23 protein-coding genes and 4 pseudogenes are annotated in these 24,438 nt (G+C 59.9%); 8 read left to right on the forward strand and 19 right to left on the reverse strand.

Annotated elements, in window-relative coordinates; all coding sequences use genetic code 11:
* Positions 1-4: 4 nt before the first annotated feature.
* The 4 genes from W911_RS04685 to W911_RS17190 all read right to left on the reverse strand — a co-directional run bounded on the left by W911_RS04685 (position 5) and on the right by W911_RS17190 (position 1,372).
* Positions 5-268 carry a hypothetical protein gene (locus W911_RS04685; protein WP_023786365.1) on the reverse strand — a complete coding sequence of 88 codons (264 nt, stop codon included), beginning with the start codon at positions 266-268 and terminating at the stop codon, positions 5-7.
* Positions 265-471 (reverse strand): hypothetical protein, encoded by a 207-nt coding sequence (locus W911_RS04690; RefSeq protein ID WP_023786366.1) that lies wholly within the window; start codon positions 469-471, stop codon positions 265-267. The genes W911_RS04685 and W911_RS04690 overlap by 4 nt, the downstream gene beginning before the upstream one ends.
* 104 nt (positions 472-575) lie before the next feature.
* Positions 576-755, reverse strand: coding sequence for a hypothetical protein (locus W911_RS04695; RefSeq protein ID WP_023786367.1), 180 nt, complete (start codon positions 753-755; stop codon positions 576-578).
* 77 nt (positions 756-832) lie between these two features.
* A complete protein-coding gene (locus W911_RS17190; RefSeq protein ID WP_081717638.1) occupies positions 833-1,372 on the reverse strand; it encodes an HWE histidine kinase domain-containing protein in 540 nt (179 codons plus the stop codon).
* A gap of 189 nt (positions 1,373-1,561) precedes the next feature.
* Between W911_RS17190 and W911_RS04705 the strand changes: the two genes are divergently transcribed.
* A complete protein-coding gene (locus W911_RS04705) occupies positions 1,562-2,887 on the forward strand; it encodes a response regulator (protein ID WP_023786369.1) in 1,326 nt (441 codons plus the stop codon).
* Between the two features lie 13 nt (positions 2,888-2,900).
* Here W911_RS04705 and W911_RS04710 read toward each other — a convergent pair whose 3' ends face one another.
* The gene (locus W911_RS04710) at positions 2,901-3,164 is read right to left on the reverse strand and encodes a DUF1488 family protein (protein ID WP_023786370.1); all 264 of its coding nucleotides are present in this window, start codon (positions 3,162-3,164) and stop codon (positions 2,901-2,903) included.
* Positions 3,165-3,928: 764 nt separating this feature from the next.
* Between W911_RS04710 and W911_RS04715 the strand changes: the two genes are divergently transcribed.
* Positions 3,929-4,138: a cold-shock protein gene (locus W911_RS04715; RefSeq protein ID WP_041317444.1), complete on the forward strand. Its 210-nt coding sequence runs from the start codon at positions 3,929-3,931 to the stop codon at positions 4,136-4,138.
* 635 nt (positions 4,139-4,773) lie between these two features.
* Here W911_RS04715 and W911_RS04725 read toward each other — a convergent pair.
* The 4 genes from W911_RS04725 to W911_RS04750 all read right to left on the reverse strand — a co-directional run bounded on the left by W911_RS04725 (position 4,774) and on the right by W911_RS04750 (position 6,824).
* Positions 4,774-4,983 carry a cold-shock protein gene (locus tag W911_RS04725; protein WP_023786374.1) on the reverse strand — a complete coding sequence of 70 codons (210 nt, stop codon included), beginning with the start codon at positions 4,981-4,983 and terminating at the stop codon, positions 4,774-4,776.
* 619 nt (positions 4,984-5,602) lie between these two features.
* Complete coding sequence (locus W911_RS04740) at positions 5,603-5,875, reverse strand: hypothetical protein (protein ID WP_023786377.1); 273 nt, start codon at positions 5,873-5,875, stop codon at positions 5,603-5,605.
* Entirely contained in the window at positions 5,875-6,078 is a 204-nt protein-coding gene (locus tag W911_RS04745) for a hypothetical protein (RefSeq protein WP_023786378.1), read from the reverse strand. The genes W911_RS04740 and W911_RS04745 overlap by 1 nt, the downstream gene beginning before the upstream one ends.
* A 371-nt stretch (positions 6,079-6,449) precedes the next feature.
* The gene (locus W911_RS04750; RefSeq protein ID WP_023786379.1) at positions 6,450-6,824 is read right to left on the reverse strand and encodes a response regulator; all 375 of its coding nucleotides are present in this window, start codon (positions 6,822-6,824) and stop codon (positions 6,450-6,452) included.
* Between the two features lie 151 nt (positions 6,825-6,975).
* Here W911_RS04750 and W911_RS04755 point away from each other — a divergent pair, with 151 nt between their 5' ends.
* Positions 6,976-8,148: an HWE histidine kinase domain-containing protein gene (locus W911_RS04755; protein ID WP_023786380.1), complete on the forward strand. Its 1,173-nt coding sequence runs from the start codon at positions 6,976-6,978 to the stop codon at positions 8,146-8,148.
* A 238-nt stretch (positions 8,149-8,386) separates the two neighbouring features.
* Positions 8,387-8,557 (forward strand): annotated as a pseudogene (locus tag W911_RS18650) (tyrosine-type recombinase/integrase); the annotation flags it as partial.
* Between the two features lie 232 nt (positions 8,558-8,789).
* On the opposite strand, the pseudogene W911_RS04765 reads toward W911_RS18650, so the two are convergent.
* Positions 8,790-9,733 (reverse strand): annotated as a pseudogene (locus W911_RS04765) (IS630 family transposase).
* Positions 9,734-10,194: 461 nt separating this feature from the next.
* On the opposite strand from W911_RS04765, the gene W911_RS18505 reads away from it, so the two are divergent.
* Positions 10,195-10,641: an NAD-binding protein gene (locus tag W911_RS18505; protein WP_144083651.1), complete on the forward strand. Its 447-nt coding sequence runs from the start codon at positions 10,195-10,197 to the stop codon at positions 10,639-10,641.
* On the opposite strand, the pseudogene W911_RS18510 reads toward W911_RS18505, so the two are convergent.
* From W911_RS18510 to W911_RS04790, 3 genes and pseudogenes are all read right to left on the reverse strand, one after another.
* Positions 10,594-11,700: pseudogene (locus tag W911_RS18510) on the reverse strand (cation:proton antiporter domain-containing protein); the annotation flags it as partial. The gene W911_RS18505 and the pseudogene W911_RS18510 overlap by 48 nt on opposite strands.
* 144 nt (positions 11,701-11,844) lie before the next feature.
* Positions 11,845-14,034, reverse strand: a complete 2,190-nt coding sequence (locus W911_RS04785) for an amylo-alpha-1,6-glucosidase (protein WP_023786384.1) — start codon at positions 14,032-14,034, stop codon at positions 11,845-11,847.
* Positions 14,035-14,143: 109 nt separating this feature from the next.
* A complete protein-coding gene (locus tag W911_RS04790) occupies positions 14,144-15,217 on the reverse strand; it encodes a glycosyltransferase family 4 protein (protein ID WP_023786385.1) in 1,074 nt (357 codons plus the stop codon).
* Positions 15,218-15,500: 283 nt separating this feature from the next.
* On the opposite strand from W911_RS04790, the gene pqqA reads away from it, so the two are divergent.
* Positions 15,501-15,590 (forward strand): pyrroloquinoline quinone precursor peptide PqqA, encoded by a 90-nt coding sequence (gene pqqA / locus W911_RS04795; protein ID WP_023786386.1) that lies wholly within the window; start codon positions 15,501-15,503, stop codon positions 15,588-15,590.
* 87 nt (positions 15,591-15,677) lie between these two features.
* Positions 15,678-15,995: a hypothetical protein gene (locus W911_RS04800; RefSeq protein WP_041316297.1), complete on the forward strand. Its 318-nt coding sequence runs from the start codon at positions 15,678-15,680 to the stop codon at positions 15,993-15,995.
* A 146-nt stretch (positions 15,996-16,141) separates the two neighbouring features.
* Here W911_RS04800 and W911_RS04805 read toward each other — a convergent pair whose 3' ends face one another.
* The 4 genes from W911_RS04805 to W911_RS04815 all read right to left on the reverse strand — a co-directional run bounded on the left by W911_RS04805 (position 16,142) and on the right by W911_RS04815 (position 18,472).
* The gene (locus tag W911_RS04805) at positions 16,142-16,471 is read right to left on the reverse strand and encodes a hypothetical protein (RefSeq protein ID WP_023786388.1); all 330 of its coding nucleotides are present in this window, start codon (positions 16,469-16,471) and stop codon (positions 16,142-16,144) included.
* Between the two features lie 194 nt (positions 16,472-16,665).
* The gene (locus tag W911_RS18040; protein ID WP_023786389.1) at positions 16,666-16,863 is read right to left on the reverse strand and encodes a hypothetical protein; all 198 of its coding nucleotides are present in this window, start codon (positions 16,861-16,863) and stop codon (positions 16,666-16,668) included.
* 459 nt (positions 16,864-17,322) lie between these two features.
* Positions 17,323-17,499 (reverse strand): hypothetical protein, encoded by a 177-nt coding sequence (locus W911_RS18295; protein ID WP_023786390.1) that lies wholly within the window; start codon positions 17,497-17,499, stop codon positions 17,323-17,325.
* 229 nt (positions 17,500-17,728) lie between these two features.
* On the reverse strand, positions 17,729-18,472 hold the full coding sequence (locus W911_RS04815) for a sensor histidine kinase (protein WP_023786391.1): 744 nt from the start codon (positions 18,470-18,472) through the stop codon (positions 17,729-17,731).
* Positions 18,473-18,738: 266 nt separating this feature from the next.
* Between W911_RS04815 and W911_RS17200 the strand changes: the two genes are divergently transcribed.
* Positions 18,739-23,457 (forward strand): chemotaxis protein CheB, encoded by a 4,719-nt coding sequence (locus W911_RS17200; RefSeq protein WP_023786392.1) that lies wholly within the window; start codon positions 18,739-18,741, stop codon positions 23,455-23,457.
* Positions 23,458-23,470: 13 nt separating this feature from the next.
* On the opposite strand, the pseudogene W911_RS19075 reads toward W911_RS17200, so the two are convergent.
* A pseudogene (locus W911_RS19075) lies at positions 23,471-23,733 on the reverse strand (DUF1488 family protein).
* A gap of 45 nt (positions 23,734-23,778) precedes the next feature.
* Positions 23,779-24,186 carry a hypothetical protein gene (locus W911_RS04835; protein WP_023786393.1) on the reverse strand — a complete coding sequence of 136 codons (408 nt, stop codon included), beginning with the start codon at positions 24,184-24,186 and terminating at the stop codon, positions 23,779-23,781.
* Positions 24,187-24,438 lie beyond the last annotated feature (252 nt).

A 24,438-nucleotide genomic window follows, 5' to 3' on the forward strand; every position in this document is an offset into this window, starting at 1 on the left:
GATACTACTCAGTTCCGATATCACGCTCTTGGGCCATGGCAAGATCGAGTGGATCGATAGCGACGACCTGTCTCTTGAGACTGACAGAGCCGATTGCGGGAAGCTCGATGGTGGTTTCCACTCGGCGAAAGGCCACGAAGGACAAACTTTCGATCAGCTCTTCCTCGGACTCGATCCTATAGCTGCCTGCGGGCAACTCCCCGTCGATGCCACCGAGAGTAAAAGCGCTATTGAACACTGCAACCGATCGGGTGGTGCGCGTCGTCATCGTTTCCACTTTTCCAAAGAGTGGCTGAGGATGGCGGCGTGGACAAACCGCACATCCGAGGTCGGCGCCACGTCAGTCACCGTGTTGGCGAAGACATCTCCGTTCCATGGGGGCATCTCTGGCTTGGGGGCCTGCTGCTGGCCGGAAACGGGTGAGGCCATGACCATCGCCACCAGCGTAAAGGGCAATATGGCTGATTTCATACCAGCAACTCCGTTTGCCGAACGAACGAAGAGCGAGCCAGTGCACATGGTGCACTGGCTCGGCGCTGCGACTGGCCGTTTTGAGACGTCGGTCGCGCGCTGATCTAGATCTTCTGCGGTGCGGGCGCCGCCGGCTTTTGCTCCGACTTGACGGCCGGATTGGCAACCGTTTCCGGCTCGCCGACGGTCGGCGGACTTCCGGCTGGCACCTTGGATGGCGCAGTCGGCGTATCAGGTGCCGCGGTAATCGGAGTGTCAGATGCCTTTGTGGCGTTGTCGATCATGAATGTCACCGGTTTGATGGTTTAGTTCATGCCGACAGTGCACCTCTACCCGGACAAAGCTTAGACTCGGAATGTACCTATGGCGCGGCGGAAGCGCTGTCGTCCGCCTTTGAGGCCAGGACTGCGGCGGCTAGCACTTCGAGCGTCCAGACCACGCCGCTGGGGTAAAACTCGTGTTCCACAAGTCCGCCTAGCGTCACGCCGGTCATGCGCTGCAGGACGACTTGACCGAAGCCGCTATGCTGAGGCGCCTTTACCTCAGGACCGTTTCGCTCACGCCAGGTCAGGTGAAAGCATGCGGATCCCAGAGCACCCGGCCTGATCTGCCACGCGACTTCGATGGTGTCCTCCTGCACGGACAATGCCCCGTATTTCACGGCGTTAGTCGCGAGTTCATGCAGTGCGAGCCCAATGTTCTGAGTGGCGTTCTGGTTCAACATAAGACCCGGTCCTGTCGCGGAAATGCGCACACCGTCGATCTTGCCAAAAGGCTCAAGCTGACAGCATACCACGTCTGACACGGCGGCGCCGCACTTGCCATCCTCGACGAGAAGATCCAGGGAACGAGAAAGTCCGTTCAGTCGTTGACTGAATACGGTTTGGAACGATTTCGAGATCGTGGCTTACATATCCGGTTTGGCGTGCGATCGCCTGTACGACGGAGAGTATGTTTTTTGGTACGGTGGCGCAGCTCGTTTATGACAAGCTGCAGGCCTTCCTGCCTAACCAGGAGGCGGGCTATTGTCTCGGTACGAGAGAACGTCCTTCGATGTCCGCCGGCGTTCTTGGTCGATTGAATTTTCAGCATGGCCGCTCCTCCTAGTAAGGGGATCATTCGTATCGAGGTGCTCGACACGGGCATCGGCCTCCCCATGGATCAGGCCCGGAAGATATTCGAGGAGTTCCACCAGCTCGCAAATCCAGCTCGCGACAGCAGTTTGGGTCTTGGGCTCGGCCTTTCGATCGTCAAGCGGATAGGAGATCTGCTTGGGCATTCTATCGACGTCCGCTCGATCCCCGGCTACGGGTCGGCATTTGCGGTGGAGGTACAGATCGGCGACGCAGGCGAAGTCGACGAGACGCAGCCTATACGCGCAGCCCAGGAGAACTCGGCACCCGTTGCCGGCACATTCCTGATCATCGACGATGATCCAATCGTGCGGAATATGGTCAAGATGCTTCTCGATCAGGAGGGACATCGTACGATGGTCGCAGGCGATGTCGCTACAGCACTCGATATCGCCGGAACAAACGCTGCGGAACTGGATCTCGTAATCGCGGACTATAACCTGTCTTGCGGGGCGAGCGGCCTCGATGCCATTGCGAGCCTGCGGCAGCAGCTCGGCCGAGATATTCCCGCCATCGTCCTGACGGGTGACATCGCGACCATCACGTTGCGCGCTGTTGCGGACCAGGGGCACATTCAGCTCAACAAGCCGGTGAAATCGCAGCAACTCATAAGCCTGATCCAGCACCTTCTGGTCAAGGCGGGGAAAAACGCACCCGATACCGCGGTCGACGTGCCATCATCCGCGGATCCTTCCGCGATACAGAGGGTATTCGTTGTTGACGATGACGCCGTTGTCCTCGAGGCAATGCGGGATCTGCTCCAAGAGCATGGCTATGGAGTAAAAATCTATGCAAATGGCGAGGAGTTCCTGCGCGCCGAGCGATCCGATGGCTGTCTGCTGATCGACGCCCGATTGCCCGGCATGACCGGTCTCGAACTGATCGAGCGCCTCAGAGCGGAGAACTGTACACTGCCCACAGTCATGATAACTGGCGACGGAGACATTGCTTTAGCCGTCGAGGCGATGAAAGCGGGTGCCTCCGACTTTATTCAAAAGCCGGTCGGTCACGTGGAGCTGCTTGCGAGCATTGCGCGCGCGTTCGAGCTCGATGGAGGCAGACCCTCTGCTGCGCGAGAGCTGGCTCTCTCTCTTGTCGCGGGGCTGACGGCGCGCCAACGCCAGATCATGGACCTCGTCATGGCCGGACATCCGAGCAAGAACATTGCCGCCGACCTTGGAATCAGTCAGCGCACCGTGGATAACCATCGGGCGGCTATTATGAGGAAGACCGGCTCCAAGTCGCTTCCGGCCTTGATCCGGATCGCGATCGCGGCGGCTTGAGCGGCCCGCACGATCAGAAGTCTGATGCCTGCAGTGTGTAGGCATCTCTGCGGCGGCCGGAATATAGTCTTGCCGCGACGTCGAGGATTTGATCCCGATGGCGGTCGAACGCAATCAGAATTCCGGTCTCGTCCATCTTCGGATTTGGGCTCATGCGGGAGAAGGCGCGCTGATCAAGGAAGAAGCTGATTTCGAGCGCACCGTCATAACCCCAAAAGCGCACGCGGCGTCCGCGTGCGTCGTAGCTGCGGCTCCGATTGGGAAAACTGAGTGTCACCGCGCGTCTCCTTTTTAGCGTTGGAGCGCCCATGCGATCTCGCTTCTGAGGAGAGAGCGAGGCTGGCCCTGCGGGGAGTGCGCTCGAGATGTTATTGGAACCGGACGCGATAGCCAATCAACATGAACTCCATCGCGACGCCATAGATGACGCCCGGCAAGCAGGGGATCAAGCTTCGCCACATCGAGCGACACAGCCAGGCCGCACTGCTCTAGCTGGCAGCTTGGAAGATGACGTACGCGACGAGCACCAGTGCAAGCACGATTGGAACAAGCAAAGACGGGATCCATGGCGCAAGCGTCCGCCAACTTGTCTTCTCGGCAACTACGTAGGCAGCCGGGTCATTCATAGGAGAAAATCCTTGTTTCTCGCGCACAGTCTCGCGTCGCGAAAGCCGACAGGTGCCCATGCATGCTCAGATCAGGAAGCACATGTCAAACCAGACGATAGGATGGAAGGGTATCGGCCGTTAGAGTCGGAATCTACTCAGAACGTCGGGACAGAACATCGCCTGCTCACGAGCGGGAGCGTTGGCGTCGGGCGGCTGCAAAACCGCCGACCATCGGCACGATTGACGGTCGCAATGAGCCCTTGCAATTAAGCGATGCTGTTCTTATTTCCACTGATCGAGTTTGGCCGGAATGCGGGCCGCTGTGCTCAGCGCTGCTGAGCGTATGTTCATAGACCCCAAAAATTCGAGAAATAGAGCTGGCGTGCGCCTCGCGGCGCGCGTCGGTTCGTTAGCATCAATGATTGGAGTGATCATGAACACGGGAACGGTCAAATTTTACAATGGACAAAAAGGCTACGGGTTCATCGCGCCGGACAATGGAGGAAGCGATGTCTTTGTGCACGCGAGTGCACTCGAACGTGCAGGGCTGACGAGCCTTTCGGAAGGACAGAAGGTCTCTTTCGACACCGAGCAGGATCGGCGTTCCGGTAAGACTGCCGTCGCGAATATTCAAGTAAGCTAGTCGCTGTCGCGCGTCGTCAAGCGCTTTGGCGCAAATTCCGGCGCTTGGGATCTTACCCGATAGGTTTTGAGCGCCGGCAAGTCGGGCTCCGCACACTTAGACATCATGCCTAGCAGGAGAATATCGTGAGCGGGAAGTGCCCAAAATGTGATGCGGAGTCTCATGTTATCATCGAGTACTTTCGTGCACGCGATGAGGGATCGAAGCGAACTGTGCCTGCAGTCCAATTCCTGTGCGAACAGTGCCGAACGATTCTTGGTATCGCGCTCGATCCAGAATGGCAGGCTCAAGTCGTTGCTGGACAGCTCCGGACTGTAGGAGCTGCTGAACAAACCAGCCACTGATGCCTAGGGTTAACGTCCGGCCTAGATGAAGGTAGTCATAAAATCCGAAGGCGATCTAGGCTTACCTATTCGCCGGCCATGATGTGCCCGATGTATCCGGCAGCAACAACTAAGGCGACAAATGCGACGAACAGGATCAGCGCTGAGGTCGCCGAACAATCGCTCGGCCGGGGATCGAGTGCCACAAGTATCCTCCTGAGAACCGCGCTCTCTTCGAACCATTTCTGATGCGCCGGAGAACGCCAAATCTGCTACGGCGAATGCCGCGAGCCTACCAACACCTGAGCACACTCAGTCGGTGCGAATGTTCGAGACAGAAATTTTTCCGGACCGACGATCCTCCTGGATATTGAAGGTCACTTTTTGCCCTTCACTGAGGATGTGCGTACCGGCTCGCTCGAGGGCTGTCGCGTGGATGAACACGTCCTTGCCGCCGTCATCTGGCTGGATGAAGCCAAAGCCTCTTTCAGAATTGTAGAACTTTACGGTTCCAAGTTGCATGATTGTTCCTAATTGATGGTCAAGGTGTTTTTTGCACGCACGCGCACTGAGCGACGATCGAGTTTTGTGCGCGCGCGGATAGGATTATTTGGGCAGCAGATCGTGGGCGCCACGCGCAGTCCGGCCGCTAGCCTTCCACGATGCGGTGAGACGCTTTTCGAGCGATCGCAACGCACTGCGCTCGTCGGTGAACCGTGCGTCCCCTGTTTCCCAGATCTGCCCTAGTAGAACGTCAGCTTCGAATATGCGGACGTTGGAGGAGCTGGTTAGATAAATCTCTGCGGTCGTGTCAACGATGCGGCCCACGAGTGTGTCATCCAAATAGACGTCTCTCGCTAGGCAAGAGGATTGTGGGTCAATAGGGTTCCAGCCAGCAGCCAGCCTGAACAATCTCAGCTCCCGTCCTAGAGCCTGCTCGCGTAGGTAAGGTCGCGCCCGGAGTAGTTCGCGCTCTGCTCGCCGTGGCGGTGAACGATCAACGAGACGCTCGCACGATGCGCAAGAGCCTTACCAAAGGCTTCGGCTACGCCTTGGCGCCGCGAAGCAAGTAAGGGAACACCTATCTGGCTCAACACGATCCAATTATCATTGGTGCCTTGAAAGATCTGAAAATCGCGTTTCACACGGAGCTCCCTTCTTGATTGGTGTTGAGCCGTGGCAACGGGTACCCGTCGCTTGCGTAGAGATTGCGGATCGCGACGTCGTCATAGCGATCCTCATCTATCTCGAGAACGGCTCCGACCAGTTTATCGGGTTCCAGCTCTTCGATGGCGTAGCGTATGGCGACGGCCGCAGACTCAAAGCGACGATATGAAACCATTTTACGCCGAAAGCCCGTGCCCTTGGACGGGAACAGCTCTGCTGGAGCGCAGTAATCGAATGTGTCTGTCATCAGGCATTCTCCTCCTGGAGGCTCGCAAGCTCGCGTTCCTTGGCCACGCGCTCGAAACCTTCTTCGGTCGCCTTGATCCTGTACGTGAGATCCTGGCCTTCGATCGGCAGCAGACGAAGAACAGTAACTACGGATGGACCAACGGATCTCCGCGGAGAATGAAAGATCACGCGTTGGCCGACTTTGAACCTGTGCGCTGCCATGTGTTTCGCCAAATCCTTTCTTATGCCACGACGTTCGCCAGACTGGAGTCGCTCTAGGCGATCCACTTTGCCCCATAACGTTGCGCAAAGATTCGCGTCGGCGCCGCTCTGAGACGCACCAATGGCAACGCGTTCCATCCAAACCCTCGTCATTGCAATGTCGAGGAGTCGAAGCGCGTCGCGACTAAAGCCGGGAGGATTCTGCGGGAAGGGCATGATGGTGCTCCAATCTGGCGGGAGCACTCGCATCTCTCAGCCGCTGGAGCCTGTTCGTGCCAGCGATAAAATCAATATGGGGTGCGGCAGGGCGGAAGTCCACCCATTAAAGTCGCGCAGTCCAATCTAAATTTCTATTTGCTCAACGCAAGCAGCTAGATCGCGAGCCGATACTCGATATCGGTTAGGAGGTGCCTTAACTTAGCCGGGTCGTAGGGCTTTGCGAGTCTGTTGGCTCCCTCGGGAAGGAGACAGGATGCGAGGTCGACCTTGCCCGAAGCGACCACTATGATTGTTGGTGGCCAGCGTTCCCGGACGTACCGAGCGAGCTCAATCCCATCCATATTGCCAGGCATCTGCACATCCGTGAACACCACGCGGATTTCTGGATGCTCCTCCAGAAGCGCAATTGCCTCCATTGCCGAAGACGCCTCTAGGCAACGGTAACCAACATCTTCCAAGGTCTGAACAAGATCCATCCGCACGAGGGGCTCGTCTTCGACGACCAGAACAACACGGCAGGTGTTCATTGCTCCCCACAATCCATCGGGCAACAACCTCTCCGGATGGTTAGGGTTCCAAATAAAATTCGGTGCAAAAACTTATTTTCAGCTGCAGGTTTGCGTGCCTCCCTAACGAGACGGCCTCCTGATAGGGTGGGTTGTCAAAGGAGTTGCGAGCTTGGCCCTTAGGATTCCTCGCGCGATCTCTACAGCGGACGTGGACATCTCGGATCGGTTGGCGAGCAGACCAACGCCTCAACCGGATTATCAAGGTGAAAAACTCGCCATCCAGGACTTGACCAGTCGGATGGCGAACCGGCCGGGAGAAGTCTTACCACGGCTCACAGCCCTGGCATTGGAGTTATGCGACGCAGATTCGGCCGGCGTCAGCGTTCTGACGCGTGACGAATTCAAGTGGCTTGCCCTGATTGGCAAGCTTTCTGTTTTTGAGGGCACGACGACGCCATTGAACAACAGTCCATGTGGCGTTTGCCTCGAAAAGCTAACTCCGACCCTCATGGAGCGTCCTGAGAGGGCCTATTCTTGGATTGCAGATGCCGGGATAAGCGTACCCGAGGTTTTGCTGCTTCCGCTCCTTGTTAACAACGGAGAACCGATCGGAACAGTTTGGGTCGTGGCAAGGGAAGGACATGCGTTCCACGCCGGCCATGCGCGATTGATGAAGGATCTGGCGGTCTTCACGGGCATTGCGCTGCAAATGATTGAAGCGGAAGCGGCTTTGAAGGCAACCTTGAAAAAACATGAGTTATTTGCAAGCGAGATGAGCCACCGCGTGAAGAACTTTTTTGCAGTCACGGAGAGCTTGGTTCGGATGACTGCCCGGCACAGCGAAACGAAGGAGGAAATGGTCGACAACCTTCTGCGTCGTGTCGTTGCTCTGTCGGATGCACACACTCTCGCTCAAGACCATCATGCCGAGAACGATCAAGAGCCCGTACCGTTGCGAACGGTTATTGAGACTGTGCTTCGACCTTATCGCGGCCCAGTTTTGACCGGGCCGCCAATTCTGCTAGCGGCGAGCGCCACGAGCAACCTCACTCTTGTATTGCACGAACTGGCCACCAATGCTGCCAAACATGGTGCGCTCAGTACATCGAACGGTAACGTACGAATAGAATGGCACGCCGACAGCAGTGGTTTGGAGATGACCTGGAAGGAAAATGGCGGGCCGACGGTCAACGGGCCGCCCACCAGGATCGGATTTGGAACAAAGCTTATTCGAAACACCCTCGCCAGCGTCAATGGAGCAGTCGAGAAGCAGTGGGCAAGAGACGGGTTACATGTCCGGATTTCTTTGCCGCGAGATGTCCTGATCGGATACCCAGGTTGAGCAGCTTCGCAAGAATTTGAACCCGAGTCCGGTCGGGATATTCGCTCCTCGACTCGTGTGGGCGCATGCTGGTCTGTCTCTCGAACAAGGAGACAGACCATGGACAACGATCACGAAACTAAGAATCTGAAGCCTGTCCACAACGAGCCTTGGAACAAGGGAAAGCTTATCGGGGCGAAGCCGCCACTGCGGCCGAGCCACGTCTGGTCGATTAGAACCAAGCTCCAGATGGCAGAAGTTCGGAGCGCACTCGTTGCGACGTACGAAGGCGGTGTTTATCTACCGGCGCACGGGTAATCTTCGCGGGGTCCAGCTCTTGCTTGGGCATTCGAAAATCGAGAGCACCGTTCGCTACCTCGAGATCGAGGTCGACGACACGATCCAGATCGCAGAGAAGATCGATATCTGACGCGTGCCGAGTTTGCGGACATGGTCCGATAACCGCTCGCGGCGCTAAGGCACGGTCGAAAAATGTCTGATAGCGGACGACATCCGATCAATCGGTCAAATACAGGAGGGTCCTCGGCATCCAAGGCAGATTTCGCGGGCCTGTTTGAGGCAGTCCATTACAGTCTGCGCCAGCACTTCTTGCGGTCGATTCTTGGAGGGTTTCGATATCGGACCTCTAGTGTCTTTCAGGTTTAGGTGGAAGCATAACTGGCGTTTCGGATGTAGCTGGCGCATTCGTCCTGCGAGATGGCTGTGACGAGGCTGGCGATGTTGTCGTGGATGGCTTCGATGGCGCGGGCCTGCGCCATGCGCATCCAGTGTTTGACCTTGGCGAAGACCTGCTCGATCGGGTTGAGATCCGGCGAGTAGGGCGGCAGGAACGCGAGCTTGGCGCCCGCGGCGCGGATCGCCGCGCGGACAGCCTGGGAGCGATGGCTGCCCAGATTGTCAAGGATCACGACGTCACCTGGCTTGAGTGTGGGGAGCAGGAACTGCTCGATATAGGCGCGGAAGATGCCCCCATTGATCGGCCTGTCGATGACGCAGGGCGCCGTCAGGGCCTCGGTCCTGAGCGCGGCCAGGAACGTGAGCGTGCGCCAGCGCCCATCGGGTGCGAAGCCGAGAAGGCGCTCTCCCTTCCGTCCCCAGCCGCGGATCGGCGCCATATTGGTCTTGATCCAGGTTTCGTCGATGAAGACCAGGCGCGCCGCATCCAGGTGACGGCTCGCGCGCAGCCATCGGCCGCGTCTCCTCACGACATCGGGACGCAGTTGCTCAGATGCGAAGAGCGTTTTTTTTGAACGAGCAGCCCTCGCGTTTGAGGAAGCGCCAGACGGTATCGTGCGAGACCACGACCCCCGCGTTCTGCCAGGAGATCCTTCAGGCGATGCAGCGTCAGATGCGGCACCTCCTCGATCTGCGCCAGAACGAAGGCGCGATGTGGCACGAGGCTCGAGGTCTTATGGCCGCCGAACTTGGCGGGCGTGGGACTGCCCGTCTCGCGGATCCGCTTGGACCACTTCACGACCGTTGAAGGCGCGACATTGAAGCGCTCGGCGATCGAACGGCAACTCTCGCCACCGGCGAGGGCAGCGGCGATGCGCAGACGCAGATCATCGGAATAAGGCTTCGCCATGCATGCTGGCCTCCCGCCCAGCATGCATCTTGAATCACAGCACGCCTGATTTGGGAATCCTCCGATTCCGCCTAATGCTGAAAGGCTCTAGGAAGCAATGACACGCGCCTCGTGCACAGCGGCTCGAGCTCCGAGGTTCATTCCTCCCGATGTTCTCTCAATTCAGGGGGTGCTTCGGGTAGCTCGATATCCGTCTCGCGCTCAAACGCCCCGCCTTCACCCGCCATACGGGCGGACTGGACAATAGCTTGGGCCCGGTCGTCCGGCAGCCCAAGGCTGGATAAGGCGTAGCGCAACAGCCCGAATGCCGTTTCCCTCTCCCCCATGATGGCGATTCCGATCCCCTGGTCCTTGAGATAAGCGAGTTCCGATGCGCGGTGGGTTCGCACGGCGGCGTCACGTTTGGCCTGGTGCCGCCTGAGGGCCGCGACCTGATCCTGGCCGGTGCCATCCTCTCGATCATGCTCAATCCGCTGGTGTTTGCTTGCATCGATCCGCTGCTTGCCTGGTTCCGGGCGCGGCCGCGTTTGACGGCGTTTTTGGAACGACCGGGCGATGGCTTTTCGACCCCGGTCGATAGGAGTGAAGAGACTGGACTAAGGGATCACGCCATTATCGTCGGCTATGGCCGCGTCGGCGAGATCATCGGTGACGCGCTCAGGGCTCAGAAGCTTGCTTTCGTGGTGATCGACGAAAACCGGCGGCTTGTGGAAAAGCTGCGCAAGCAGGGATTGACGGCCATCTACGGCGATGCCACCGCGGCAGGCGTCTTGGAGGACGCGGGCGTCACCAGCGCCCGACTGCTTATCGTCGCGATTCCACAGGGCTTCCTCAAACGGCGCATCATCGAGCTGGCCCGCGGGGCCAATCCGCAGATCGACACCGCCGAGACCCGCGAGGATGAATGAGAACTCGCCAATCTGGGCGAGGCTGGCCGAGACGACGAGCGCAGTCGCCACCGGATAGCCGCGTAGGAGCACGATGGCGAAGGCAGCTATCGATTTGCCGAACACGATAAGGAGCAGCACGGCCGCAACCGCCAGCGGCTGGCGCAGAAGGATGCCGGGGTCGAACAACATTCCGACCGAGACGAAGAAGAGCACGGCGAAGGCATCCTGCAGGGGCAACGAATCTGCCGCCGCCTGATGGCTGAAGTCGGATTCGCTCAGCACGACACCGGCGAAGAACGCACCGAGTGCGAACGAGACGCCAAACAACTCAGCCGAGCCGTAGGCAATCCCAAGAGCGAGCGCCAATACCGACAGCGTGAACAGCTCGCGCGAACCCGTCCGCGCAACCGTCAGCAGGAGCCAAGGCACGACCCGCGTCCCCACCAGAATAACCAGGCCCACGAACACGGCGACCTTGGCCATCGTAAAAAGCAACGCTGTCACCAGGCTCCCGCCAGTGAACTGGGCAGCGACGCCGCGCGCATCCCCTCCGAGTGCGCCTGCCAGGGCCGGCAGCAGAACGAGAGCGAGCACCATCGCCAGGTCCTCGACGACGAGCCAGCCGACCGCGATGCGACCGTTGGCCGAGTCGAGCGTGTTGCGCTGCTCCAGAGCACGGAGCAGGACAACCGTACTCGCCACCGACAGGGCCAGCCCGAGAACGAGCCCTGCGCCGATGCCCCAGCCCCACAGCAGCGCAAGCGCAAGACCGCTACCCGTAGCGACGGCGATCTGCGCGATAGCGCCTGGTATTGCGATCGCGCGCACCTCCATCAGGTCCTTGATGGAGAAGTGCAGACCGACGCCGAACATCAGCAGAATGATACCGATCTCGGCAAGCTGGCTTGCGACATCGGCGTTCCCGACAATCCCGGGCGTGAATGGCCCAAGTGCCACTCCGGCAAGGAGGTATCCCACCAGCGGCGGCAAGCGCAGCTTGCTGGCGAGCAAGCCACCCAGTAACGCGAGAACGAACCCCATCGTGATCGTGGCAATGAGCGATATGTCGTGCGGCATTGGCTCTCCGGGCGACAGCGCAGCAGTTTTGCGAACAGGCAGTTGTCGTCGATTACAGATTAGGCGTGCGTCGAGGCGTTGACGTCGAATACTCATCGCAATTAAGTCGCACTCAACCTATCACTGGCGAATGACGTGGACCGATCAGGTAACGACCATGGCGCGCGCATCACCGTCACGCTTCAGGACGTTCACCGATACATCGGTGCCGTGACGGGCAACGCGGACATCAAGTCTTGAGTTTCCGACCACGATCCTGCGCACGACGACCTCGTTTAGGAAGCTCGGCAGGGTCGGCTTGATGAAGCGAACTTGCTCTGCCGCATGGACGATCGAAACGCCGAGACAGGCGCCGAGGAATGCGAACGGCGAAACGGCCGCCCACGCTTGCGGCGAGCACGCCACGGGGTAGGCGATGGGCCCGCGTCCGGATTTGCGCGTGAACCCGCAGAACAGCTCCGGCAGGCGCCGGTCCTGCTGATAGCCGACCGCCGCAAACAGGCCCTCGAAGAGGGCGGCAGCCTCGGCCTTGAAGCCGTACCGATCGAAGCCGAGGGCGATGAGCGCGTTGTCGTGTGGCCAGACGGATCCGTTGTGGTAGGACATTGGATTGTGCCGCTGCTCGCTGTGCGCAACCGTGCGGATGCCCCAGCCGCTGAATGACGTTCGGCGCATCAGGGATGCAACGACTTTCTGCGCCGAGGCGGGCGTCGCGATGCCGGTGAAAAGCGCGTGCCCCGCATTGGAGGTCAGGACCTTGCAGGGTTTCTTGTCGCCATCCAACGCCAAGGCATAGGTGCCGATATCCTCGCACCAGAAGGCGCTTTGAAAGCGAACCTGCAGGTCGTCTGCGGCTTGGCTCAAGCGCGCCGCCAGCGCGGTCTCGCCGCAATGCTGGGCGAGCTTGGCGGCCTGGCACTTCGCACCGAAGACGTACGCCTGCACCTCGACGAGGGCGATCGGCCCCGTGGCTAGCGCGCCGTCGGCGTGAAAAACCGAATCGTGGCTGTCTTTCCAACCCTGGTTGGCAAGGCCGTTCGGGGTCTCCCGAAGGTACTCCACGAAACCGTCGCCATCGGCGTCGCCGAACGTATCGCACCACGCGAGTGCGGCCTTGACGTTGGGCCAGATCTTTTCCAGTGTCGCCACATCGCCGGTGCGCTCGAAATAGAGCCCGGCCAGCATGACGAACAGCGGCGTGGCGTCGACCGTGCCGTAATAGCGCCGGAACGGGATCTCGCCGAGCTGCGCCATCTCACAACTGCGCCGCTCGTGCAGGATCTTTCCCGGCTGCGCGTCCGATCCCGGATCGTGGTGGGTAGCCTGTGTTTCGGCCAGATGCAGAAGCACGCCGCGCGCAATCGCCGGATCGACCCAGACCATCATCATCGCCGTGATGATTCCATCGCGTCCGAACACCGTATTGTACCAGGGGATCCCGGCGTAGGGGTACAGCTCTTCGCCGGCGCGTGTTGATAACGTATAGATATCGGCGGTCGAACGGCACATAAGCTCGTCGAACAGCGGGTTGGAGCTCTCGATCGTTGCAATGTTTTCCGTATCGGAGCGCGATGCCCTGCGCTTGGCGCGGTAGGCGGAATGGAAGGAGATGGGTTGGAGCGGCTCGTCGCTCTCGTTGAAGGCGGCCGTGACCAGGATCGTCCAGCGCTCGCCCGCATCGAGCACGCGCTCGAAGACCGCTCGATGCAGGTCCAGCCGCTTTGGCATGGGCGTAAAGGTCAACGTGGTACGCCGCTGGACGCCGTCGAGCCCATCATAAACATACTGGATCGCGTCTGTGGCCGTTCTCTTGATGCTGATCTGACCTCGCCTTGCCCGGGGCATCCCGCGCACCTCGAAAAGGTCGACGAAATCGGCATCGAACAGCAGCTCGATCGAGACCAATCGCTCCACCGTATCGTAGTTCCTAAGCGCGATGCGTTCATAGGATGCCGCGTTCCAGAGGAACTTGGTGCGCGAGATCGCGATGGTATCGCGTGCGATGGGGTGCCGGCTGGGAGGCTCGATATCGGCATTCGTGAGGTCGATCGACAGAGCGGAGTTGTCGTCGTGAATGACGGACGAGAGCAACAGGGGGCGGTGTCCGGAACACATCAGCTTCAGCCGCGACAGAAAGCGCATGTCGCGAAAGTAAATGCCCTCCGGTGTACCCAATTCGACACCCAGATCGCCATAGGCATCGAGAACGGCGAACGCGTCTCCATGCTTCAGCGTCCGTAGCGTCCGCTCGGTCAGCGACGTGCTGGCCTCGATATGATAGTCGGAATCGTCGTGCTCGTGATCCGCTAGGCCGGTCGGATTGGCGATGGTCATGTGGCCCCATTCAAGTCAACGGGTTGCAGCTCAGATTACGCCAAGACAGTAGATTGGAATACGCCCTCGCACGGCGCAGTCCGCACGCTGCGAATGCGGCGCCATGTGACTAGATGGCGGCAAGCGCTCCGACCCGCTGCGGCAGGCTCGCATCGCTGGTGAGAGCCAATTGACGCGTGTAGGCCGAGACGTAGGCGTTGGTCATCTTCTCGACAGTGAACCGCTGCTCGAACGCCTGCCTTACGAGGGCGCGATCGAGTGTCAGGCTCTTTTCCACGGCTGCGACACCTTCGTCGATCGAAGAGACCATGAAACCGGAAACGCCTTCGGTAATAATCTCCGGAACCGACCCGGCCCGCCATGCGATGACGGGTGTCCCAACCGACATCGCCTCGATCATCACCAGTCCGAACGGCTCAGGCCAGTCGATCGGGAACAGTAGCGCGCGAGCGTTTCCGAGAAACGCACCTTTCTGCTGATCGTCGATCTCACCGATGAACTCGATCAACGGGTGGTCGAGCATCGGCCTGATGACCTGCTCGAAATAGTCGGTGTCGGCCGGATCGACTTTGGCGGCGATCTTCAAGGGAATTCCTGTGCGCTTGGCGATCTCTATGGCGCGATCTGGTCGCTTGTCCCGGCAGATGCGACCCAGGAATGCGAGATAGTCGCCGCCGTGTGGATTGAACCGGCACAGAGATTCCGGGAGACCGTGCGGAATGGTGTCCACCCAATTGATGAAAGCCGGCATAGGAAGCCGCTGATGGTTCGAGATCGAAACCAGCGGCATCCTGGGGAAGGCTTTGTAGATCGGCATGTTGTCCGGGAGGTCGAGCCGCCCGTGCATCGTCGTGATGGTCTTGTGACGGATGCGATTAAAAAGAGGGTGTTGAAGGAGGTCGACATGAAAATGGATGATGTCGAAATCCGCCGACGCTCTCATCACCTTGGAAAGCATTACGAGATGCGTTGCCAAGTGATCGCGAACTCCCGCCAACCGCAGCCCGCGCGGACAGCAGGGGACGAGCGTTGCAGATGTTTCAGAGTCGCCCGAGGCGAAGAGCGTTACCTCGTGGCCCTGACGAACCAGCTCCTCGGTCAGCCACGAGACGACTCGCTCTGTGCCGCCGTAGAATTTCGGCGGCACGGATTCGGCAAGTGGTGCGACTTGCGCAATTCGCATCTTGGTGCGACCTTTCGGTAATTCACATAAGGACGTTCTTAGTGAAGACATTATAGAAATCCGAAACTTGCAGCTCCGTCGCTGCCGCCCGAAAAAGCGGTTCCCAACCCTATTGCAACGGGAAACGAGACATCAGGCTCGGAAAGTACTCACACTTGGAGTGCCGCTTAACGCCGAACGGCGCCGAAAATAAACGCGAACGTGATTGGCGCTTTGGCCGCGGGATCACCATCTACTCTATAGAGATCGGCGCAAAGGCGCTTGTCCGAGATAAGGAGACACCATGAAAATCTGGAATGCACCGCAGGTGCGCGAGCAGGCCGTCGGCCTTGAGGTCACGAGTTATCTGCCCGCCGAGATCGACATCATCTAGCGATGTCATCTCTACGATAGGGCCGTGGGTGTATCCGGTTGTTCGCCGGCATGCTCACGGCCTTTCCGTTCCAATGGGAACGCCATGATGGACGTCAGCCGGGACATTGCCGATTTCACACGGCGCGCCGAGGTCGCGTATGGGGCCATGTGTAGGGCCAAAGGTCAGATCGCCAAGTTCTGCCGCGACGATGCGCGTTTCTATCTTGAGCGCGCAATCGAGATAGCCAAGGCGTCCGGCAATAAAGACATGGTCGCGCAACTGCAATTGCGCCGCGGGCAGATCATGAGCGCGTTCCACAAGCAGAATGACCGCTCCCCGTCTCAGCAGCAGCACACCGGCATCGAACGCTGGGAGAACGAAGGTGGCTCGATCGGCGCATGCCCCCGCCACAGCCATCGCTGAAGGCCCGCTCAGCTTGCGAGCCCCGCCCCACGCACAGGCTCAAGCAACCCGACACAGCAAAGCAGACACAAAAAATGGGCCGCAACGTGCGCGACCCATCCTCTTGGCATTCCCAACGCAATCGATAGGGCGGGAACGTATCGCCATCACCCGCTGCGGCAATCGTGATAGCGCGAGCGCCAATACCGGCTGCCGGTTGCCTGCCACTTGCGGTACTCATAGGAGCAGCCCCGAGCCCCTTCACCGAAGATGATCACGCTACGCAGAGCGCGCCCGACCGAACGGTCATGATTGCGGCCGCGATAGCTTTTACCGCGATGATCGGCGTGCTTCTTTCCGACTCGATCCCCACCGCCATAGTGCTTTTGCACACCGCTGCGCTGGCTGTCCTTGGCTTCCGCCGTGCTGACCATCCCCGTGATAGCGAGGATCGCCGCGGCGCCCGTGATCAATATCGTTTTCGTGATCGCTGTCATGACTCTGTTTCCATTTTTTCTGATGAACGGCCCGCCGACGTCAGCCTCGATGGATGGCTGGCGGTCGAGATGCTCGGATGAGCCTTAGCGATGATCTGACACTAGAGGTCAACCACGGGCAGCGTGAGACTCGGAAAGTACCCAACCTCAACGCGAGAAGGATCCTGCGCCGCACGCGGCGACACCGTACTGCGCTAGGTCGCGGCGGCGCGAACCGCGTCCGGCTTGACCGCGATCAGTCTCTCGATCGCCTTCACCTTGCGGTTCACGAACAGAACGTTCGGGATCTGAATCGTCTCCTCGTTGGAACCGCCGATTTTGAGCGTCAGATCGCCGGCGCCCCATACCAAGATGATGTCATGAAAAAGATCCTGGCCTCGCCTCTCGAACACCAGGCCATTGGTGCCTGCTATTTACGAGATTGCGCACACATCGACCACGTAGGAGCGGACTTTCACTTGCAGGCGCCACGTGTTGACTAGCGTCGCGGCTTTGAGCAGCGGCGAGGTCTTCCGGGTCGATCGTTACGATCTGCTTGCGGAGGCTTATGGTTCCAACGGCCGGCAGCGTGATTGTGGTCGCAAGCCTGCGATAGGCCTCGTTTGTCAAAGTATCTAGCTGCTCTTCCTCGGTTTCGATGACATAGCATCCGGCGGGTAGCTCGCCATCGACACCGTCGAGGAAGAAGGCGATTGAACGCCACCACCGTTCGCGTCGTCATGTTTCTTTTCTCGAATTGATCACGATTGCACCTGGAAACATTCCTTGCCGAACGGGGAGCGAGCCGGAGCGACGTGGGCACCGGCTCGCCATCCCGCCTGGTCATGGCGAATGATAGACCATCGATGCCCTCAGATCTTCACCGGGGCCGGCGCAACGCGCGGCTTCTCGGAAAGAATACGGGTGTTGACGACTTCCGGGTCTCCGACAGGAAGGGGGCGCTCATCACTCGGCTCCGTCCGAGGCGGCGGTGCGACGGGCTGCGCGGTTGCGATTGCATCGGAGGCCGTCTTGGGTGTGTCGGTCATGATGTCCTCACCGGATTGGTGTTTGTGGTTTTTAATTTTAGGCGCTCTCGGTCGAAACGAAGGACGATCATTATGTGTGCGCCCTTCAGGTCTCCCGGTGGATAGTGATGCAAGCCGTCTGGAACGCTTAGAGTCGGAATCTACCTAGTTGCCTCCCCCGCTTCTTGCAGGAAGCCCGTGTAGGCGTGTTGGAGCATTTAGGCGGCGTAGCAAGTGACCCCTCCCGACGCTATCGGTCTCTCGCGCCAGAAACGGTCTTTGATTTCACCATGAGGATGGCCGCTGTGGGAACCTCGAGCGTCCACCTCACGCCGCCGCCGTCGAAGTCATGCCGCGCGTTTCCGCCTAGTGTCGCGGCCGCGATGCGTTGCAGGATCATGGAGCCGAAACCTTGATGTTCCGGAGGCGTGACCGCAGGACCGCTCTGCTCGCACCAGATCAAGCGAAAACGTTCAGGCCCGGAGCCACCCGGAACAAGCTCCCAGTGCACGGAGATCGTACCTTCCGGCACGGAGAGCGCCCCATACTTCGTGGCGTTGGTCGCCAGCTCGTTCAGTGCCAGCCCGAGAGTCTGCGTCGCCTCCCGGTTCAAGAGCGCGTCGGGACCCGCCATGACGATGCACGGTCCATCGATCTCGGCAAAGGGCTCAAGCTGTCTTTGCACCAACTCCGCGACGCTAACGCCTCGCTCACCCTCATGAATGAGAAGATCCAGGGAACGAGAGAGCGCGCCGATGCGTTGAGAGAACTCGGAGCGGAACGCGTTGAGGTCGCTGCTGCGTTGTGCTGTCTGAGTGGCAATAGCCTGCACGACGGCGAGCAAATTCTTTGTCCGATGGCCCAGCTCGTTCACGACAAGCCGCAGGCGCTTCTCCCGCGTCAGATAGCGGCTGATCCTGTCTATTCGGGAGAACGTCGTGCGGTCCTTGCTTTGGGGCTCCCTATCGGGGACTACGGGCTGTATCTGCGGCATGCCAACATACTCCCACACGGAAAAACGCCGACTGGTTCTGGGCGGAGTTAGTGTTATGCGATCCATTAACCCGCTTCTCGCCTTGACTGGACGGAACCCTAGCTGTCGGCAGCAATGCGCCGGAAGGCTCGGATTTTACCTACGCCCCAAAATGAGATTCCTCCGTAGGGAGCGATCCCGCCCGCAATGCAGCAATACGTGCTATGGTTCTCCGATCCCAGTGCTCTTCCTAGCGTGGAAGGCGGGAATGTAGAGAAGGCGTCACAATGGCTGGACTTCGTCCAGGCGCACCGGATGCTGCGCAGGAGCCCCGCGAACAGCGCGAGCCGAAAAGCACCGACCCTTGCCGGTCGCTGCCCTTCGCCGTTGTTGGCCTTGGCGCATCGGCGGGCGGCCTCGACGCCTTCCAGCGATTCTTGGATGCCGTTTCTCCAGACAGCGGCATGGCGTTCGTGCTGATCCAGCATCTGGACCCGACCCACGTCAGCATGATGAGCGAATTGCTGGCGCGCCACACGAAAATGCCTGTCGTGGAAGCCGCCAATGGCATGCCGGTTGAAGTCGATCACGTGTATCTCATTCCACCGGGCGCCTATCTAGCCTTGCGTAATGGATCGCTGTGGTTGTCGAAGCCGCATGACCGTCACGGCGCCCGGATGCCGCTCGATTTCTTCCTGTGTTCAATCGCACACGAGTGCGGCGAGCGCGCGCTCTGTGCGATCCTGTCCGGAACCGGCACCGACGGAAGTCTCGGCCTGAAAGCCGTGCACGAGCAGGGCGGGCTCGTTGTCGTTCAGGATCCCCACGAGGCCCAGCACGACGGGATGCCCCGCAGCGCCATCGACACGGGGTGCACCGATTTCATTCTTCCGATCGCAAAAGTTCCCCAGGCGCTGATAAGCTTTAGCCGCCAAGCGTATGTCAGCGGCCGCAAGGCTCCTGGCGATGAAATGGAATCCGAGAGCGGGCCGACCGAGATCATCGCTCTTCTGACCGAGATGACTTCCCACGACTTCTCTCTTTACAAGCCAGGAACGCTGACCCGGCGCATTGAGCGGCGTATGGCGCTGGCGGCGATCGAGAATCGGGAGCGTTACCTAGAAATTCTGCGCGAGGATATCGGAGAGCGCGAGCGTCTGGCCAGGGATCTCCTGATCAATGTCACGCAATTCTTCCGAGATCGACTTGCTTTCGACATGCTCGGCCAGTCGGTCGTGCCGGAGCTGGTTCAAGAGCAGCCGCCGGGCCAGGCCATCCGCGTCTGGGTGCCGGCCTGCAGCTCCGGGGAGGAAGCCTACTCGATCGCTATCCTGTTTCTCGAGGCCATCGCGGCCAGCAGGAGCAACATCAAGCTGCAAGTCTTCGCCTCCGACATCGAGCCCGGCTGCGTGGCCTTCGCCCGCAACGGGTCCTATCCGGAGCATATCCACAACGATGTGACGCCGGAACGGCTCTCCCGTTATTTTATCAAGGAAGACGGCGGCTATCGTGTCGTGCGCGAGTTGCGGGAGGCCGTGGTGTTCACGACCCAAAACCTGCTGGCCGATCCGCCCTTCTCGCGCCTCGACCTCATCTCGTGCCGCAACGTGCTGATCTATCTTTCTCCTGAGGCCCAGGAGCGGACGCTTTCGCTTTTCCATTTCGCGCTTCGCGAGCGCGGCGTTCTGGTCTTGGGCGCCTCGGAAACCGTCGGCAAACATGTCGACCATTTCGCGCCGATCAGCAAAACGCATCGTCTCTACCGCCACATCGGCCGCAGCCGCCCGGGTGAGACTGCGTTCCCGATCCCCAGCGGAGAGCTTGGATTTCGCTCGCGGTCCCTATCGCCCAAAGAGCGGGCCAATCCGGCTCCCACTCTGGGAGATCTGGCCAAGCGCACCCTGATGGACGCTTATGTGCCGGCAGCGGTTCTCATCAACGACAAGCGTGAGGCGCTGCACTATTTCGGCGCGATCGATATCTTCCTCAAGATCGCCCCCGGCGAAGCAAGCCGGGACATTCTCGTCATGGCTCGCGAGGGACTGCGCGGCAAGCTTCGCCACGCGCTTCAACATACGCCGTCGGATCGGGGCAACAGCTTCGTGACGGGCGGACGAGTAACCCATGATGGTCGTCCTATGGACGTCACGATCGGCGTCTTTGAGATCTCCAGCGATGGACAGAAATACCGCATCGTGAGCTTCGCCGAGGACGCCGGGAGTTCCGCTGCGGCGCAAGGAGGGGAAACGGAGCCACGTCCAAACATCAATCAGGAGCAGGAGATCGCCCTGCTCCGCGAAGAGCTTAACAGCACAATTCTCGAGCTCGAGGTTGCCAACGAGGAGCACAAGGCGATCAACGAAGAGGCCATGTCGGTCAACGAGGAGTTCCAGTCGATCAATGAGGAGCTCGAGACCTCGAAGGAGGAACTGCAGTCCCTGAACGAGGAACTCAACGCGCTGAACAGCCAGCTTCAGGAGACGGTGGAACGGCAGCGGGCGACCGCGGACGATCTCAACAACATCCTCAACAGCTCCGACGTCGCTACGTTGTTCCTCGACCGGGCGCTGAGAATCCGCTTTTTCACGCCGGCGACCAAAACGCTCTTCAATATTATTACGACCGACATCGGCCGGCCACTCGGAGATCTCACGCATCGATTCCGGGACGACGACATGCTGCGCGATGCCACTTCGGTTCTCAAGACGTCGGCTCCGAAGCGGCGCGAGATCGAGGCCGACGACGGCTCCTGGTACATTCGCAGCATCCTGCCGTATCGCAGCGACGCCTCGCATGTCGACGGCGTGGTCGTGACATTTACCGGCATTTCCGAAATCAAGGCCGCCCAGGCCGAGATCCAGTCCGCACGGTCTTACTCGGACAGCATCATCGCAACCATCGGGCAGCCGCTTGTCGTGCTGGATGCCGACCTCCGTGTGATCTCCGCCTCGACGTCCTTCTATCGCGTCTTCGCCGTGGGGCCCGCGGAAACCGTCGGCCGTCCTTTGCACGAGGTCGGCTCCTGCCTCGATGTGCCGGCGCTGCGTCAGTTTCTTGCCACACTTCGCAAGGGAGATGCGGGGCTGGACGATGCCGAGATCACTATTACTCTGCCGGCGCTTGGAATCCGCTCGTTCAAGGTGAGCGCCCGCACTATCGGCGATGAGCCGGCGGCCAGACGAAAGATCCTGTTGTCGATCATCGACGTCACTGACACGAAGCGCGAGAGCGAGGCGTTGGCGGCCGCCAAGGCGGCGGCGGAACGCGCCAATATCGGCAAGTCCCGTTTCCTAGCGGCCGCCAGTCACGATCTGCGCCAACCTCTGCAGACCATTAATCTGCTGCAAGGCATCCTGATGAAACGCGCCACAGACGAAGGCACGCGTAAGCTGCTGGGGCGCCTCGATGACACCACGGGCGCCATGTCGACCATGCTCGACAAGCTGCTCGACATCAACCAGCTCGAAGCCGGGATCGTGCGTCCCGAGATCGTTGATTTCCCCATCAACAGCCTACTCAGCCGCATGAAGGCCGACTTCTCGTTTCTCGCCGCTGAAAAGAGCCTGCGGTGGAGCGTCATCCCATGCAGTCTCTTCGGAAGAAGCGACCCGCGTCTCCTCGATCAAATGATCCGCAATCTGGTCTCTAACGCCTTCAAGTACACGAGCAGCGGGAAACTGCTGCTTGGATGCCGGCGGCGGCCTGGAATCATCCGCATCGAGGTGCTCGACACCGGCATCGGCCTTCCCATGGACCAGGCCCGGAAGATTTTCGAGGAGTTTCATCAGCTCGACAATCCGGCCCGCGACAGCAGCCTGGGCCTTGGGCTGGGTCTCTCCATCGTCAAACGGCTGGGTGATCTGCTCGGGCACTCGATCGACGTCCGCTCGATTCCCGGCTATGGATCGGCCTTCGCCATTGAGATCCCGCTCGCAGCCTCCGGCGGGACACGCGAAGCGCGCTCGGTCGAGCCTGCTCGGGACAATCATTCGCCCGTGTACGGCGCGGTCCTGGTGATTGAAGACGATCCATCCGTACGGGAGATGCTCAAGCTGCTGCTCGATCAGGAAGGGTATCGCACGACAGCTGCCGCCGACGTCGCGACGGCGCTTGAGCTCGCCGGGAAAGCTACGACGCGACCGGACCTAATAGTTGCCGACTACAACCTGGCCCGTGGCGTCAGCGGCCTCGATGCCATCGCGAGCCTGCGTCAGCGGCTCCAACGCGATATCCCGGCCATCGTTGTCACGGGCGACATTTCAGCAGGCACGCTCCGCGCCATTGCTGACCATGGGTACACGCAGCTCAACAAGCCAGTGAAGGCACCCCAGCTCGTCCGTCTTATCCAGGATCTCCTACAGCCATCGCCGACCGAGAGAACGGTCTCGTTGCCGCAAAACCCCCAAGGATCGAATGCGCCAACCGTCTATGTGGTGGACGACGACGCCGCTCTTCGCGAGGCGTCGCGCGACCTTCTCCAGGCGCATGGCTATGCCGTGGAGGCCTTTGCCGATGGGGAGGAGTTCTTGCGATGCGGCGGCGCTAAAGGCTGCCTGCTTCTCGATGCCCGGTTGCCGGGTATGACCGGCCTTGAGCTGATCGAGCGCTTGAAGACCGCGGGCCGTTCCCTGGCCACCATCATGATCACGGGCGATGGCGACGTTCCGCTCGCCGTCGAGGCCATGAAGGCGGGTGCCGTGGATTTCATCGAGAAGCCGATCGGCCACGTGGAACTGCTGGCCAGCATCGAGCGCGCGCTTGACGGGAACAGCGACGAGATCGAATCGACCGTCGTACGGAGCAAGGCCGTCTCCCTTGTTGCTAGCCTGACCGCGCGTCAGCGCCAGATCCTGGAGCTAGTCATGGCAGGCCACCCGAGCAAGAACATTGCCGCAGATCTCGGCATCAGCCAGCGCACGGTGGACAACCACCGCGCGGCCATCATGAAGAAGACCGGGTCGAAATCAATGCCGGCGTTGATCCGGATTGCAATTGCCGCCGGGTAAAATGCGTGATGGCTCAGAAGTCGTTCGCGCGCAAGATGTAGGCCTCCATCCGGCGACTGGCGTAAACCTTCGCGGCCACCTGCAGAATGCGATCGCGATAGCGGTCGAACGCCCTCAAAAATCCGGCTTCATCCAGCATTGCATCGGGACTTATGCGAGTGAAGGCACGCTGCTCCACGAAGAAGCTGTCTCGAACGCACCATCGTAGCCCCAGAAACGCACGCGCCGGCCACGCTCATCATAGCTTCGGCTTCGATTCGGGAAACTTAACGCCACTGGCGGATTCTCCTTCCGGCGATGAGGTACCCGCCGGGGTTTTCTCTACGGAGATCTGGCACGGTAGCCGATCATCAAGAGCTCCATGGCGACACTCGCCAAGACGCCCGCCAGACAGCCGATCCAGGCCGAAGGTGGCGGATTGAGGACGCTCAGGCTCACAAAGTACCCGATAAGCCCTCCGCCGATCGCGGCAATCGTTGCATTGACCAGAACGACACCCGGGATGATCAACCGTCCGGGGCCAGGGCCCGCTCCGCGGATGGATGCAAAGATGGTGAAGTGCCGAACGACTGTGCCCGCCAGCACAGCCAGAAATCCAGCCACGATAGCCAAGACGGGCTGGTTGGCGACGAAACCGTCAAGAGACAACCCACTCAACGCGCCCACGACGCCTCCGGTGATGACGGTCAGGGTGATGCCCGCCGATATGAGCTGTTGGTATCGTGACATACGCTCTCCGATGCTCTCTTGAGAAATTTATGCGTGAGCGCGCAGCGCTAGTTGGCAACCTCGACAATCACGTATCCGCTGAACACAGCTGCCATAACGATGGGCACGAGGAGCAACCAAGAAGAAATTGAGGCCCAGCTCCCGGGAACTGCTACGAGTCTGTCGTTTGGATCGACCATGTCATGTCCTCGCTGCCATCAATGCGGGCGTCTAAAGGAGACATGCGCGCATGGATGCTCAGATCCGGACCCG

The sequence above is a fragment of the Hyphomicrobium nitrativorans NL23 genome, from assembly GCF_000503895.1.
GTDB classification, from domain to species: domain Bacteria; phylum Pseudomonadota; class Alphaproteobacteria; order Rhizobiales; family Hyphomicrobiaceae; genus Hyphomicrobium_C; species Hyphomicrobium_C nitrativorans.